The organism is Burkholderia sp. Ed8 (assembly GCF_040761425.1).
GTDB lineage: Bacteria > Pseudomonadota > Gammaproteobacteria > Burkholderiales > Burkholderiaceae > Burkholderia > Burkholderia seminalis.
On record NZ_CP142886.1, the window covers coordinates 111,225 to 126,799 of the forward strand.

12 protein-coding genes are annotated in these 15,575 nt (G+C 68.9%); 7 read left to right on the forward strand and 5 right to left on the reverse strand.

Annotated features, from left to right (window positions below; all coding sequences use genetic code 11):
- The first annotated feature begins 26 nt into the window (after nt 1-26).
- Nucleotides 27-4,460: a DNA translocase FtsK gene (locus VXM69_RS14330; RefSeq protein WP_367189774.1), complete on the forward strand. Its 4,434-nt coding sequence runs from the start codon at nt 27-29 to the stop codon at nt 4,458-4,460.
- A 106-nt stretch (nt 4,461-4,566) separates the two neighbouring features.
- Here VXM69_RS14330 and VXM69_RS14335 read toward each other — a convergent pair whose 3' ends face one another.
- Nucleotides 4,567-5,817, reverse strand: a complete 1,251-nt coding sequence (locus tag VXM69_RS14335; protein WP_124609477.1) for a lactonase family protein — start codon at nt 5,815-5,817, stop codon at nt 4,567-4,569.
- Nucleotides 5,818-5,981: 164 nt separating this feature from the next.
- Between VXM69_RS14335 and VXM69_RS14340 the strand changes: the two genes are divergently transcribed.
- Nucleotides 5,982-7,811 (forward strand): glycoside hydrolase family 15 protein, encoded by a 1,830-nt coding sequence (locus VXM69_RS14340; protein ID WP_034190742.1) that lies wholly within the window; start codon nt 5,982-5,984, stop codon nt 7,809-7,811.
- A 233-nt stretch (nt 7,812-8,044) separates the two neighbouring features.
- Nucleotides 8,045-9,517, forward strand: a complete 1,473-nt coding sequence (locus VXM69_RS14345; protein ID WP_367189775.1) for a polyhydroxyalkanoate depolymerase — start codon at nt 8,045-8,047, stop codon at nt 9,515-9,517.
- A gap of 73 nt (nt 9,518-9,590) precedes the next feature.
- Here VXM69_RS14345 and VXM69_RS14350 read toward each other — a convergent pair whose 3' ends face one another.
- The gene (locus VXM69_RS14350) at nt 9,591-10,223 is read right to left on the reverse strand and encodes a TetR family transcriptional regulator (RefSeq protein ID WP_049031880.1); all 633 of its coding nucleotides are present in this window, start codon (nt 10,221-10,223) and stop codon (nt 9,591-9,593) included.
- A 156-nt stretch (nt 10,224-10,379) separates the two neighbouring features.
- On the opposite strand from VXM69_RS14350, the gene rsxB reads away from it, so the two are divergent.
- Both rsxB and nth read left to right on the forward strand, forming a co-directional pair.
- Nucleotides 10,380-11,375 carry an electron transport complex subunit RsxB gene (gene rsxB / locus VXM69_RS14355; protein WP_059558149.1) on the forward strand — a complete coding sequence of 332 codons (996 nt, stop codon included), beginning with the start codon at nt 10,380-10,382 and terminating at the stop codon, nt 11,373-11,375.
- A complete protein-coding gene (gene nth / locus VXM69_RS14360) occupies nt 11,372-12,016 on the forward strand; it encodes an endonuclease III (RefSeq protein ID WP_034190738.1) in 645 nt (214 codons plus the stop codon). The genes rsxB and nth overlap by 4 nt, the downstream gene beginning before the upstream one ends.
- An 80-nt stretch (nt 12,017-12,096) precedes the next feature.
- On the opposite strand, the gene VXM69_RS14365 is transcribed toward nth, so the two are convergent.
- Nucleotides 12,097-13,026 (reverse strand): DMT family transporter, encoded by a 930-nt coding sequence (locus tag VXM69_RS14365; protein WP_034190737.1) that lies wholly within the window; start codon nt 13,024-13,026, stop codon nt 12,097-12,099.
- Nucleotides 13,027-13,194: 168 nt separating this feature from the next.
- Here VXM69_RS14365 and VXM69_RS14370 point away from each other — a divergent pair, with 168 nt between their 5' ends.
- On the forward strand, nt 13,195-13,629 hold the full coding sequence (locus tag VXM69_RS14370; protein WP_034190736.1) for a DUF1841 family protein: 435 nt from the start codon (nt 13,195-13,197) through the stop codon (nt 13,627-13,629).
- Nucleotides 13,630-13,716: 87 nt separating this feature from the next.
- On the opposite strand, the gene VXM69_RS14375 is transcribed toward VXM69_RS14370, so the two are convergent.
- Nucleotides 13,717-14,076, reverse strand: a complete 360-nt coding sequence (locus tag VXM69_RS14375; protein ID WP_034190735.1) for a cytochrome c — start codon at nt 14,074-14,076, stop codon at nt 13,717-13,719.
- A 40-nt stretch (nt 14,077-14,116) separates the two neighbouring features.
- Complete coding sequence (locus tag VXM69_RS14380; RefSeq protein ID WP_011885616.1) at nt 14,117-14,476, reverse strand: cytochrome c; 360 nt, start codon at nt 14,474-14,476, stop codon at nt 14,117-14,119.
- Between the two features lie 244 nt (nt 14,477-14,720).
- Between VXM69_RS14380 and VXM69_RS14385 the strand changes: the two genes are divergently transcribed.
- Nucleotides 14,721-15,563: a MoxR family ATPase gene (locus VXM69_RS14385; RefSeq protein WP_021158556.1), complete on the forward strand. Its 843-nt coding sequence runs from the start codon at nt 14,721-14,723 to the stop codon at nt 15,561-15,563.
- Nucleotides 15,564-15,575: the final 12 nt, after the last annotated feature.

Here is a 15,575-nt window from a genome sequence, read left to right on the forward strand (position 1 = left end):
GCCCCTCCCTACTCCTGTTTCAAAGCATGCACACGGTAGTCTTCGGCTGGTTCGGCATCTCCGCCGTCTGGTTCCTCCTTCTCTTCTGGCGTCTCGTGCAGGCGATGCTGCCCGGCGGCGGCGGGCTCGCCGGCCGCGGCTCGATCCGCCTGTGGCTCGGCTTCGTCGCGGTATTCGTCGCGAGCTGCACGCTGACGAGCCCGCTGTCGGGCCCCGACACGAACGCGCTCGGCCATGCGTTCTCGGCGGGCTTCGCGCACGTACTCGGTCCGATCGGCACGCCGGTCGCGATGGTCGTCCTGTTCTTCGCCGGGTTGCCCTGGCTGACCGGCATCGGCTGGCGGCAGTTCGCCGCGTGGGTCGACACGTCGTTCGGCGTCAAGCTGTCGCGCGACGGCGGCGACGACGACGCGCGCGGGATCGCCGACCTGCCGCGCAGCGCGCTGCATCGCGACGACGACCTCGTGCAGCCGACCACCGCGCATACCGTCAACTCGATGGCGCCGCGCCAGAACGGCCGGTATTCACGCCCGACGCTGTGGAAACCCGATCCGCAGGCACGGCCGAAGCCGCGCGGCAAGACGCCGCCGCGGCCGCACACGGAACCCGTCGCGCCGTCGGGCTGGCTGAAGCCGACCGTGCCGCAGCGCACGCCGGTGGCGCCCGCCGCGCCGATTCCGGCCGGCGCGATGCCGCCGCCGACGACCGGCAGCACCGCGAGCCTCGCGCGCGCGGCAGCCAACTCGCAAGTGCCGCGCCCCGATCCAGCCCCGCTTCCTGTCGGATTCGAACCCGTCCGGCCGCGGCCGACTGCCGTGCGACCGGCCACCGCCGCGCTGAAACAGACGCCACCGCGTGCGACGGTCACGCCGCGCCCGGCCGCCGCGCCACCGCAGCGTCCGCTGGCACGCCCGGTCGCGGGAACGGCCGCAGCCGGTGTGTCGCCGGACACGACGCGACGCCGTCCGGTGCCGCCGACGCCGGCGCGCGCGCCGCTCTATGCCTGGACTGAAAAACCCGCGACGCCGATCACGCCGGCGCCGAGCGTTCACGACACGCTGCGTTCGATCGAAGCCAGCACCGCGCAATGGGCCACGCTCGGCGGCGCACAGTCGACCGATGCGACGCACGCCGCGACGGCCGCCGCAGCCGTGGCTGGAATGGCTGCGACAGCAGGCAGCGTCGCCGCGCCGGCAGCGGCGGCCGTGTCGAACGCATTCGCCGAGGCAACGCACGGTATCGCGGCCCGTGACACTGGTGCTCCGGTCCAGCACGATGCCGCGCCCGCACGCGACGACAGCGCGCCGATCGTGCTGGATGCGTTCATGCCGGCGGAGCCCGGCATCCCCGCGACGATTGCCGATTGGGCCACCCCGGCGCTCGACGCGCCCGCACCGCACGCGCTGCCGAATGCTGACACCGGCGCCGGCAGCGACGATGCCGCGTCGTCGCATCAAACCGACGATGACATCCGTCACGTCGACGCTGCGCCCGCCGCACCTGCACCTGCACCTGCACATGGGATCCCGCCGGCGCCGTCGTTCGACGCCCCGGTCAATCTCGCGCCGTGGGAGGACCTCGGCCGCCCGTCGGTTTCCGCGTTCGAAGCATCGCCCGCGCATCCGATCGCTGAATCACCGGCAGACGCAACGCAACCGGAGCCGGCCCACGCCGCCTTCGCGCAACAAGCTGACGAAGCAGCGGTCGACGAAGCCCCCGCACGCAATCCGGCAGCATTCTTCGATACCGCCGCCCCGGCGATCGAACGCCCTGCATCGGCTTACCTGCCACCGGGTGTCGATGACGCACATGACGACCTGAAGCCCGCCGGTGGCATCGCGCCGTTCGCGGCGCTCCCCTCTTCGTCGATCGCCGCGACATCGGCACGCGCCATGACCGGAACGACGCCGATTGCGGCAACGTCGGCACGCCCTGCATCGAACCTCGTTCCGGAGGCCGCCCAACCGGCAGGGGCGGAACGTAGTGCATCGCTGTCGGCCATCGCCGAAGGCGGCACGCCCGTCACGCATTGGGCGCCGCCGGTGCAACCCGCAACGACACCCGCGGCGGCTTCCGCGGAATTGCCTGAATCGCCGACGATTCAACCGTTTGCCGCGGCTGCGTCGCCGTTCGTCGGCACGGCCCTCGGTTCGACCGCACCGGTACCTGCCTCCGCTTCGGGTGTTGCGCCCGTCGCCGCCATACCCGCCGCGACACCATCGACGGCCGGCATGACCGGCACGGCATCGGCATCGGTTTCGCCGTCGCAACCGGCCGTATCGGCATCGACCGGCGCCTCCGTTGCGCCGGCAGCGCCGATCGGTGTCCCGGACATGAGCTACGGTGCGTTCGTCCGCGCATCGATGCCCGAGACAACCGCCACGCCCGCCGCGGCACCGTCGACGACCGGCGCGCCGGGTTCGGCCGCGCAAGCGCCCGCGGCACCGGCGCCCGTGAGTTTCACGTCCGCCCCGCTTGCGGCACAAGCGTCCGTGCCGACACCGGCGCACCAGGCCGGCACGGCAACCTCGTCGAGCGGCACGGCAATCGACGGATCCGGCTCGTTCGGCGCAACCGCCGCGCAACCGGCAACCCGCCTTCCCGTGCCGCCGGCCGCTTCCGCTGCGGTCGGATCGCTCGCCTCCATCGGTGCAGCGGCCGCGTCGCCGACTCCGTCGGTCGCTGCCACGCCGGCCGCCGCCACGACGTTCACGACGGCGCCCGCCCCCGCCGCGTCGCCGGCAAGCTGGTCCGTGTCGAACGACGTGTCCGCGGCGCCGCAACCGGCCGCCCCGCTCCCGGGCGCGAGCCTGTCAGTGCCGGCAGCGATCGTTGCCGCGCCGGCGCTCCCGGTTGCCCCGCCGACCGGCGCAACCGCCGCCGTGACGGCCGAGCCGGCCGCAACCGACACCGCGGCCCCCGACGCCCCCGTGCGCCAGCCGCGCCCGAACGCGTTCGAATTCCACGCACCCGCGTCGTTCAGCGTCGAACTGCCGACGCTCGACCTGCTCGAGCCCGCATCCGACGACGTCGAAACGATCACCGAGGAACACCTCGCGCAAACGGCCCAGGTGATCGAACAGCGGCTGCAGGAATTCAAGGTGCCGGTGACGGTGGTCGGCGCCTCGGCCGGCCCCGTGATCACGCGCTTCGAGATCGAGCCGGCGCTCGGCGTGCGCGGCAGCCAGATCGTCGGGCTGATGAAGGATCTGTCGCGCGGCCTCGGCCTCACGTCGATCCGCGTCGTCGAGACGATTCCCGGCAAGACCTGCATGGGCCTCGAGCTGCCGAACGCGAAGCGCCAGATGATCCGCCTGTCGGAAATCCTCGCGTCGCGCGAGTATCAGCATTCGCAATCGCAACTGACGATCGCGATGGGCAAGGACATCACGGGCCGCCCGGTCGTCACGGATCTCGCGAAGGCGCCGCACATGCTCGTCGCCGGCACGACGGGTTCGGGCAAGTCGGTCGCGATCAACGCGATGATCCTGTCGCTGCTGTACAAGGCGACGCCGGAAGACGTACGGCTCATCATGATCGACCCGAAGATGCTGGAGCTGTCCGTCTACGAAGGCATCCCGCACCTGCTCGCGCCGGTCGTCACCGACATGAAGCTCGCGGCGAACGCGCTGAACTGGTGCGTCGGCGAAATGGAGAAGCGCTACCGGCTGATGTCGGCTGTCGGCGTGCGCAACCTCGCGGGTTTCAACCAGAAGATCCGCGATGCGGAAGCGAAGGAAAAGAAGATCGGCAACCCGTTCTCGCTGACGCCCGAGGATCCCGAGCCGCTGTCGAAGCTGCCGCTGATCGTCGTCGTCATCGACGAGCTGGCCGACCTGATGATGGTCGCCGGCAAGAAGATCGAGGAACTGATCGCACGCCTCGCGCAGAAGGCGCGCGCGGCCGGCATCCACCTGATCCTCGCGACGCAGCGTCCGTCCGTCGACGTGATCACGGGCCTGATCAAGGCGAACATCCCGACGCGCGTCGCGTTCCAGGTGTCGTCGAAGATCGACTCGCGCACGATCCTCGACCAGATGGGCGCGGAGTCGCTGCTCGGGATGGGCGACATGCTGTTCCTGCCGCCGGGCACCGGTTATCCGCAGCGCGTGCACGGCGCGTTCGTCGCCGACGAGGAAGTGCACCGGATCGTCGAGTATCTGAAGCAGTTCGGCGAGCCGCAGTACGAGGAAGGCATCCTCGACGGCCCGGCCGCCGACGGCGCGACGCAGGACCTGTTCGGCGAAGCGCCGGACGCGGAAGCCGATCCGCTGTACGACGAAGCCGTCGCGTTCGTCGTGCGCACGCGGCGCGCGTCGATCTCGTCGGTGCAGCGGCAGCTGCGCATCGGCTACAACCGCGCGGCACGCCTCGTCGAGCAGATGGAAGCGGCCGGGCTCGTGTCGGCGATGGGCATCAACGGCAGCCGCGAGGTGCTGGTGCCGGCCGCGGCCGACTGAGCGCGGCGGCCGAACGGCCGCCGTCGACCGATACGAGCGCACCGGGAAACCGGGCGCACCGAAAAAACGGGCGCTGCATCGGCAGCGCCCGTTTCATTTACCGCGTTTACATCGACTGCACCGGCACCAGTTTGAAATCGACCGGCTTGCCGACCGCGACCTTCTGCGGATTCGCGCCGAGCTGCCCCGTTTCGACATCGCGGCTGAACACGTAGAACGTGTCGCTGTCCTGGTTGCCGACGATCAGCCACTTGCCGGTCGGATCGATCAGGAACTCGCGCGGCGTCTTGCCGAGGCTCGACTGGCGGCCGACCTGCTTGAGCCGGCCGTCGGCCTGGTTCACCGCGTAGATCACGAGGTCGTTCGCGTCGCCGCGGTTGCTCGCGTACAGGAAGCGGCCGTCCGGCGACAGGTGGATCGCGCCGCCGCCGACCTTGCCCTTGAAGCCCGGCGCCGTCATCGACACCGTCTGGACCGGCGTCAGCTTGCCGTCGTGATAACCGAGCACCTCGACCGACGCGTTGAGCTCGCTCGTCACGTACGCGAACCGGCCGTCGGCGCCGAACACCATGTGACGCGGGCCCGAGCCGGCCTTCACCGGCGTGTAGCGCGTGTCGGTCGGGCTGATCAGCCCGCGGCTGCCGTCCACCGTGTAGCGGTAGCCGTAGATCTTGTCCGCGCCGAGATCCTGCACGAACAGGTAGCGGCCGTCCGGCGAAAACACCGTCGAATGCACGTGCGCGCCGTCCTGACGGCCCTTCACGGGCCCGGTGCCTTCGTGGTGCACGGCCAGCACGGCCTCGCCGAGCGCACCGTCGTCGCGCAGCGGAAACACCGCGAAGCTGCCGCCCGGATCCTTCGCGACCGAGTAGTTGGCCGTCACGAGATACTTGCCGTCCGGCGACAGCGCGAGATAGCAAGGATCGTTCCCTTCCGACGACACGCGGTCGATGAAGCTCAGCGCGCCCGTCTTCGCGTCGAAGCGGAACGCGCTGACGCCGCCGCGCTGCGACGCCGGCCCGTCGTCGCCGGGCAGTTCGTTGACCGCGTAGACGGTGCGACCGTCGCGGCTCGGCAACAGATACGACGGATTCACGGTCTTCGCCGACGATACGGGCGCGACGCTGCCATTTTTAGTATCGAAGCGGTAAACATAGATCCCGTCGCTGCCGCCGCCCGTATAGGTGCCGACCAGCAGGTTGTAGACGCCGTCGGCCGGTGCGGGCGATTGCTGCGCAAATGCATGGGTCGCGGACAGGGAAAGCACGATCGCGAAACCTTTCATCCAGTGAGCGAGCCTAAGCGGGAACCCTCGTGTCGAAGCGTGTGCGTCACGCTCGCGTAAACGGTTGGGCATTGAATCCTCCTTGCATCGAGTCGCTTCAAGTGTTGAGATAGGACGAAACGCCGGCCGTTCATGCGCTCCGCCGCCCGGCCGAGTATACGGGGCGCGACGCCCGGGCGTGAAGCCCGGCCGCCGCCGTCCGCATTGTGAACTCGATACCCAAGGACCGCCTGCCCATGCCTGCCCTGATCGAAGACTACGCCCTCGTCGGCGACGGCCACACGGCCGCGCTGATCTCGAAAGACGGCTCCGTCGACTGGCTGTGCTGGCCCCGCTTCGATTCGGGCGCCTGCTTCGCGGCACTTCTCGGCACCCCCGAGCACGGCCGCTGGCTGCTTGCGCCTGCCGCCGACGCCGCAGTCACGCACACCACGCGCCGCTATCGCGGCGACACGCTGATTCTCGAAACGGATTACGAAAGCGCCGACGGCGCCGTCACCGTGATCGACTTCATGCCGCCCGGCAACGGCTGGTCCGAACTCGTGCGGATCGTCGTCGGCCGTCACGGCACGATGAAGATGCGCATGGAGCTCGTGTTGCGCTTCGACTACGGTTTCTCGATCCCGTGGGTCACGCAACTGACTCGCGAGGACGGCATGAAGGCGATCGCGGGCCCCGACACCGTCGTGCTACGCACGCCGGTGCCGCTCACCGGCAAGAATCTCCATACGCTCGCGGAATTCACGGTCGGCGCCGACCAGCGCGTGCCGTTCTCGCTCAGCTACGCGGCCTCGCACATGCGGCTGCCGCCCGCGCGCGATCCGCTGTCGATGCTCGCAAGGACCGAGAACTACTGGCTCGAGTGGTCAGGCCGCTGCCAGGTGCAGGGCCGCTACGCGGCGGCCGTGCGCCGCTCGCTGATCACGCTGAAGGCGCTCGCGTACGAGCCGACCGGCGGCATCGTCGCGGCGCCGACCACGTCGCTGCCCGAGAAGATCGGCGGCAACCGCAACTGGGACTACCGCTACTGCTGGCTGCGCGACGCGACGATCACGCTGCTCGCGCTGATGCGCGGCGGCTACTACGACGAGGCGCGCGCGTGGCGCACGTGGCTCGGCCGCGTGATGGCCGGCTCGCCCGAGCAGATCCAGATCATGTACGGGATCGCCGGCGAGCGCCGGCTGCCGGAAATGGAGCTCGACTGGCTGCCCGGCTACCAGGATTCGAAGCCGGTCCGCGTCGGCAACGGCGCCGCGAACCAGCTTCAGCTCGACGTGTTCGGCGAGGTGATGGCCGCGCTGCACCTCGCGCGCGTGGGCGGCCTGCAGGCCGACGACACGGTCTGGTCCGTGCAGTGCGCGCTGCTCGACCATCTCGAGAAGATCTGGCAGGAACCCGACGAAGGGATCTGGGAAACGCGCGGCGGCCGCCTGCATTTCACGTTCTCGAAGGTGATGGCATGGGTCGCGTTCGACCGCGCGATCAAGTCTGCGGAAATGTTCCGGCTGCCCGGCTCGCTCGACCGCTGGCGCGCGCTGCGCGAGCGGATCCATGCCGACGTCTGCGCCAACGCCTGGCACGCGGGCAAACAGGCGTTCGCGCAGAGCTACGGCAGCGACGAGCTCGACGCGAGCGTGCTGCTGATGCCGCTGCTCGGCTTCCTGCCGCCGGAAGACCCGCGCATCGTCGGCACGGTCGAGGCGATCGAGCGCGAACTGCTGCACGACGGGCTCGTGATGCGCTACCGGACGACCGAGTACGACGACGGCCTGCCGCCCGGCGAAGGCACGTTTCTCGCGTGCAGCTTCTGGCTGGTCGACAACTACGCGCTGCTCGGCCGGATCGACGACGCGCACCGGCTGTTCAGCCGGCTGCTCGCGCTGTCGAACGACCTCGGGCTGCTCGCGGAGGAGTACGACCCGGTCGCCGGGAGGCTCGTCGGCAACTTCCCGCAGGCGTTCTCGCACGTGGCGCTCGTGCATACCGCGATGAACCTGATGCACCACGAGGACGCGATGGCGCGGGCCGCCGGCCAGCCCGCGCCGGCCGTGGCGACCGGGCGTTGACGGACGTTGGCGGGGTGTCGGGCGGCGGCGCGGGCGGCTTGGTCAGAGATCGTCAAATCGCAAAATTTTGATGAAAAATCGGGGAAATGTTGCATTGCACCACCCATCGTTGTCCGATATGATCGACGCGATTGTCCGGCCGCACTGCAATATGGCCGGCCGCTGACCCACACGGCACGCCGCGACGCCCCACGCCGCCCTTGCGCTCCGTCCCCCACGCGGGAGTAGTCTGCATGCTTTACCAATTGCACGAATTCCAGCGCGCCATGCTGAGCCCGCTGACGGCCTGGGCCCAGGCCGCGTCCAAATCGTTCGCCAACCCGTCCAGCCCGTTCTCGCTGATGCCCGGCGCGCCGCGCATGGCTGCGGCGTACGAACTGATGTACCGGCTCGGCAAGGATTACGAGAAGCCCGAATTCAACATTCATCAGATCGTCAAGGACGGCCACAACATCCCGATCGTCGAGCAGACGATCGTCGAGAAGCCGTTCTGCCGGCTGCTGCGCTTCAAGCGCTATTCGGACGACGCCGACGCCGTCACGCAACTGAAGGACGAGCCGGTCGTGCTGGTCTGCGCGCCGCTGTCGGGCCACCACTCGACGCTGCTGCGCGACACGGTGCGCACGCTGCTGCAGGACCACAAGGTCTACATCACCGACTGGATCGACGCGCGGATGGTGCCGGTCGAGACGGGTCCGTTCCACCTGCACGACTACATCGCGTACATCCAGGATTTCATCCGTCACATCGGCGCGCGCAACCTGCACGTGATCTCGGTGTGCCAGCCGACGGTGCCGGTGCTCGCGGCGATCTCGCTGATGGCAAGCCGCGGCGAGGATACGCCGCTCACGATGACGATGATGGGCGGCCCGATCGACGCGCGCCGCAGCCCGACGTCGGTGAACTCGCTCGCCACGCAGCACTCGACCGCGTGGTTCGAGAACAACGTGATCCACACGGTGCCCGCGAACTATCCGGGCGAAGGCCGCCAGGTGTATCCGGGCTTCCTGCAGCATACGGGCTTCGTCGCGATGAACCCGGAACGGCACGCGCAATCGCATTGGGATTTCTACCAGAGCCTGCTGCGCGGTGACGAGGACGACGCCGAGGCGCACCGCCGCTTCTACGACGAGTACAACGCGGTGCTCGACATGGCCGCCGAGTATTACCTCGAGACGATCCGCGTCGTGTTCCAGGAATTCCGGCTCGCGGAAGGCACGTGGGACGTCGAAGGCGAACGCGTGCGGCCGAAGGACATCAAGCACACCGCGCTGATGACGATCGAGGGCGAACTCGACGACATCTCGGGCAGCGGCCAGACGCACGTCGCGCACGAGCTGTGCACGGGCATCCCGCAAGACGATCGCCGCACCCTGACCGCCGAGAAATGCGGCCACTACGGGATCTTCTCCGGCCGCCGCTGGCGCACGATCATCTACCCGCAACTGCGCGACTTCATCCGCGAGCATGCGCCGGAGCCGAAACACGGCACGACGAAGGATCATCCGGACGCGCCGGCGGCCACGACGCTCGCGGCCGTGCCGGCCGCCAACGCACCGACCGAGGCGACACGCGCCACGGTCGCGAAGCGCACGCGCGCCAAGGCGCCGGCCAAGGCCGCCGCCCCCGCCAAGGCCGCACCGGCCGCGAAGCGGGCCGCCGAAACCCCGCGCGCAAAAACCGTCCGCACGCGCAAGGCAGCCTGACGCGCTGCGTTCCGACGCAAAAACGCCGCCGTTGCCTGCGCACGGCGGCGTTTTTACATGCGGCGCCGGCACGTCAGCGCCGCAGCAGGTACGCGAGCAGCACCTCGGTGTTCATCCGGACCATCTCCGCGCGCTCGTCGGTATCGGTGAAGTCGCGACCGAGCGTCGCGGCGAGCGTGAAGCGGTTCGACACGATGTAGTAGCCGAGCCCCGACAGCGTCACGTAGAAGCGCAGCGGATCGACGTCGCCGCGGAACAGCCCGGCCTTCTGGCCGCGCATCAGCACGTTGCCGAGCTTCGCGACGATCGGCGACATCATCTCGCGGATCCGCGTCGACTTGTGCAGGTAGCGTGCTTCGTGCAGGTTCTCGTTGTTGATGAGCCTGAGCAGCTCCGGATGGTCGCGGTAGTAGTCCCAAACGAAATGCGCGAGCCGCGTGACGGCTTCGACCGGCGCGACGCCGTCGAGATCGAGCACGCGCTCGGCCTCGGTCAGCGCGGAGAACGCGTGTTCGAGCACGGCCGTGAACAGCTGTTCCTTGCTGCCGAAGTAGTAATAGAGCATGCGCTCGTTGGTTTCGGCCCGGCGCGCAATCTGGTCGACGCGTGCGCCGAACAGCCCTCCACTCGCGAACTCTTCGGCGGCCGCCATCAAGATGCGGCGGCGCGTACCTTCAGGATCTCTTTTGATTTTTGGCTGATTCATGGTGGCGTTTTGCTATGTGAGCCGCTTGATCCGGACCGGCACCCCCACCGCCTCGGCGCCGGCCGCCCTGGAACGGGCGCGCCGCGTGCGGCCGCCCTCCTGCTGAGCCCCTGCAAAAAAGCGGTTCGATTATGCGCACAGACGGCGTCCAGCGCAATGCGGGAAATCGGCGATAATCGAGCTTTGGCAAACCTTTCCGGCCGCGCCCCGCACGGCCGAGAGCCATTCGGCGCTGCTGCGCCCGTTGTCACCGTGACCGATTCCAAAACCCTCGCGGATCGCATCGAAGATCTGCTGCCCCAGACGCAATGCACGAAGTGCGGCTATAACGGCTGCCGTCCGTACGCCGAGGCGATCGCCGCCGGCGACGCAAACTACAACCAGTGCCCGCCCGGCGGCGCCGAAGGCATCGCGCGCCTCGCGGGCCTGCTCGGCAAGCCGGTGATTCCGCTGAATCCCGTCAATGGCAGCGAACATCCGCGCGCGGTCGCCTTCATCGACGAAAGCCTGTGCATCGGTTGCACGCTGTGCATGCAGGCGTGCCCGGTCGACGCGATCGTCGGCGCGCCGAAGCAGATGCACACGATCATCGAAGCGCAGTGCACCGGTTGCGATCTGTGCGTGCCGCCGTGCCCGGTCGACTGCATCGCGATGCTGCCCGTGACGGGCGAGCGCACCGGCTGGGATGCGTGGTCGCAGGAGCAGGCCGACGCCGCGCGCGAACGCCACGACCTGCGGCTCGCACGCCAGCGCCGCGAACGCGAAGCCGCCGAGGCCCGCGCCGCCGCCCGCCGCGCGGCCAGTGCCGCGAAGCCGGCCGCGGGCCCTCACCCGGCGGCCCCGCCGGACGCCCCGGCCGCCGACGACGCCGAAGCGAAGAAACGCGCGATCATCGCCGCCGCGCTCGAACGCGCGCGCAAGAAGAAGGAAGAACTGTCCGGGCAAGGCGCCGGGCCGAAGAACACTGAAGGCGTGAGCGCAGCCGTCCAGGCCCAGATCGACGCGGCCGAGGCGCGCCGCAAACGGCTCGCCGAACAGCAGGCGCGGCGCGACGCCGACGCCGCGGCGGCAAGCGGCAACGATCAGCCGAACGACGCAGGCAATGACGACCCAGGCAGCCCATCCGCGCCGCCCGACCAGAACGCCCCATGAACGCCAGCAAACGACGCGCGATCTACGAAACGCTGCAGAGCCTCAATCCGCATCCCACCACCGAACTCGAATACTCGACGCCGTTCGAGTTGCTGATCGCCGTGATGCTGTCCGCGCAGGCGACCGACGTGTCGGTCAACAAGGCGATGCGGAAGATGTTCCCGGTCGCGAACACCCCGCGACAAATCGTCGCGCTTGGCGAGGAAGGCGTCACCGAGTACATCAAGACGATCGGCCTGTACCGGACCAAGGCGAAGAACGTGGTCGCGACGAGCCGGATCCTGCTCGAGCGCTACGACGGTGAGGTGCCGGCCGATCGCGAAGCGCTCGAAGGCTTGCCGGGCGTCGGCCGCAAGACCGCGAACGTCGTGCTGAACACCGCGTTCGGCCAGCCGACGATCGCGGTCGACACGCACATCTTCCGCGTCGCGAACCGCACGGGGCTCGCGCCGGGTAAGGACGTGCGGGCCGTCGAGACCGCACTCGAGAAGTTCACGCCGAAGGAATTCCTGCAGGACGCGCATCACTGGCTGATCCTGCACGGGCGCTATGTATGCAAGGCCCGCAAGCCCGAATGCTGGCACTGCGCGATCGAGCCGTTGTGCGAATTCCGGCCGAAGACGCCGCCGCCCAACGAGTAAGCGTCAGGCCCGCCGGCGACACGCGATGCGGGCCGGCACCGCAGGCGCCGACGCGGCGCCCGCGTCGCGCCCCTCCCCGACTACGCGTTCGACGTCGCGGTCGCATCGTCGGCGGCCGCGCCGCCTGCGCGCACGAGCGCCAGCACCGCCGCCAGAATCGCGACGCCGCCCGCCCACTGCAGCGGCGACAACGCTTCCCCGAACAGCAGCGCCGCGAGCGCGACCGTCACGACCGGCTCGAGCGTCGACAGCATCGACGTCCGCGCGGCCCCGAGCCGTTCGAGCCCGGAGAAGAACGCGAGCATGGCCGCGACCGTCGACACCAGCGCGATCGCGAGCATCGCCGCCCAGCCGCCGCTCGTCGCGGGCCAGCGCGGTGGCGCGCCGAACGCGGCGGTCCGCACGACGGCGATCACCACGAGCGTGGCGGTCGCCGACAGGCAGATGATCGCCGTCGTCGCGAGCGGATCGACGCCGCGCGTCGCCTTCGTGCCGCCGACGATGTACAGCGAATAGATCACCGCGGCCGCCAGCGCGAGCGCGATCCCGAGCGGCTCGCCATGCCCGCCGCCGACCATCAGCGCGGAACCCGCGACGCACAGCACGAGCGCGACGGCCTTCGCGCGCGTCAGGCGCTCGCCCAGCCACCACGCGGCCAGCAGCGTGACGAACGCCGGATACAGGTACAGCAGCAGCGCGACGAGGCTCGCCTGCGCGTGCTGCAGCGCGCTGAAATAGCAGAACGACTGCCCGACGTAGCCGAGCGCGCCCATCGCGACGAGCGGCACGAGCGCGCGTCCGCGCGGCCAGGCGACGCGACGATGTCGCGCGATCGCGGCCAGCACCGCGCCGCCGATCGCGAAGCGCACGATCAGCAGCCCGAGCACGTCGACACCGGCCGCATACGCGTAGCGGCCGAAAATCGCCATCGCGCCGAACGCGGCCGCGGACAGCGCGACATAAAGCGCGCCCTGCAGGGCGGCGGACGACGGGCGGGCGGTGGCGGTCATGATGAAACGGGCGAGCGAGGCGCCGGGGCGGGAACCGTCGGAGTGTAGCGGCGCGGCGGCCGCCCGCCTAGCCCGCGCTTGCCCGCCGCGCCGCCAGCGCCGTCCGCCGACCCGGCGTACAATGCCCGACGCGGCATGAGGCCGCCCGAATCACGACGTTTCCCCACCATGTTCAATCCAAGTCGCGACGACGTGCGTCGCTTTTTCACCGAGACCTGGCGCAAGCAGCGCGCGGGCGAGATCCTGACGCCGCTGGAAGCGATGGCCGCCGACTGGATCGTCGAGCATCCCGAATACCACGACGAACTCGCCGACGCCGACGGCGCGGCCGCGCGCAACTACACGCCCGAGGAAGGCCGGACGAACCCGTTCCTGCACCTGTCGATGCACCTCGCGATCAGCGAGCAGCTGTCGATCGACCAGCCGCCCGGCATCCGCGCCGCGCACGACAAGCTGGCCGCGAAGCTCGACTCGACCCACGACGCGCAACACGCGATCATGGAATGCCTCGGCGAGACGATCTGGGAAGCGCAGCGCACGAACACGCCGCCCGATACCGACGCGTACCTGCAGCGCATCCTGCGCCGCGCGTCCCGCGACTGAGCGCCGGGACCGGCCCGATCGCGGACAAAAAAATACCCCGCCGAGGCGGGGCATGCTTGCTGCGCGGGCCGCCGAGGCCCGGCACGCTTACTTCTTGAACACGAGGTCGGTTTCCTTCAGCGACTCGATGTAGGCCGCGATGTCCTTCATGTCGCTGACCGACAGGTTCTGCACCTGGGCCTGCATGATCGCGTTGTTGCGGCCGAGCAGCGGGTTCGTCAGCCCCATCTGGTACTGGCGCATCGACCACACGAGGTAATCGGCGTGCTGGCCGGCCAAGCGCGGATATTCGGCGTTGATCGGCTTGTTCAGCTGCGCGCCGTGGCAGGCCGCGCAGTTGTGCGACTCGACCAGTTCCTTGCCCTTCGAGATATCCGCTGCGTGCGCGGTACCGATCGCGAGGCCGGCCGCCAGTGCAACCGCCGCCGTCTTGAATGCGTTGTTCATGAATGCTCCTGTCCCGCCGGGAAGATCGGCGGCGCGCGCTTTACTTGTAGGGATTGTCCTTCGTGTCGGCCTTCTGGGCGGCGTAGTAGGCCGCCAGATCCGCGATGTCCTGGTCCGTCAGCGAACCGGCGATCGCATTCATCGACGGGAAGTGACGATCCTTCTTGCGGTAGGCCTTCAGCGCGTTCTCGAGGTATTGCTGGTTCTGGCCGCCCAGGACAGGCACCCGGTAGACCTCCGGATACGCCGCGCGGTAGTCCTGGATGCCGTGGCAACCGATACACATGGCGGCCTTGCTCGCCCCGTCCTTCGGGTTGCCGACCACACCGGCCGCCTGCGCGCTGCCCGCGAGCGCCACGAGCGCTGCGACAACGACGTGTTTGCCGACGAATTTGTTCATAGCTCTTGTAACCTAGCTTGAGGGGAAACTGGCGCCGAAGCGGCAACGGCCCGCGCCGTTTTGCTTGTCGGTCGCCACGCAGGCCAAAAAAAACGGCCAGATTGTACCGCGTCGGCAGGGAACGCGTCCATACGGCGCCCCCGTTCGCCCCGCCACAGCCCCGCAACGATACGCGGGCGCGGCCCAACCGGACAGCCCTTCTGACTTATACTGGGTTTTTTTCCCGATGAAGAAGAGCGCCGCCATGCGTTTCGAAGGGTCCTCGCACTACGTCGCCACCGACGATCTGAAGCTCGCGGTCAATGCTGCGCTGACGCTGCAACGCCCGCTGCTGATCAAGGGCGAGCCCGGCACCGGCAAGACCATGCTCGCAGAGGAAGTGGCCGCCGCGCTCGACATGCCGCTGCTGCAGTGGCACATCAAGTCGACCACCAAGGCACAGCAGGGCCTGTACGAATACGACGCGGTGTCGCGGCTGCGCGATTCGCAGCTCGGCGACGAGCGCGTGAAGGACATCTCGAACTACATCGTGAAGGGCGTGCTGTGGCAGGCGTTCGACGCCGAGCATCCGAGCGTGCTGCTGATCGACGAGATCGACAAAGCCGACATCGAATTCCCGAACGACCTGCTGCGCGAGCTCGACCGGATGGAATTCCACGTGTACGAGACGCGCGAGACGGTGCGCGCGAAGCACCGCCCGCTCGTGATCATCACGTCGAACAACGAAAAGGAGCTGCCCGACGCGTTCCTGCGCCGCTGCTTCTTCCACTACATCCAGTTTCCCGACCCGTCGACGATGCAGAAGATCGTCGCGGTGCACTTTCCCGACATCCGCGAGGAGCTGCTGCGCGCGGCGCTCGAGAGTTTCTTCGAATTGCGCGGCGTGTCGGGCCTGAAGAAGAAGCCGTCGACGTCCGAGCTGCTCGACTGGCTCAAGCTGCTGCTCGCCGAGAACATCCCGGCCGACGCGCTGCGCGGCGCGGACGCGAAGCAGATCGTGCCGCCGCTCGCGGGCGCGCTGCTGAAGAACGAGCAGGATCTGAGCCTGCTTGAACGGCTCGTCTACATGAACCGGCACAACCGGTAATCCACTCACCCG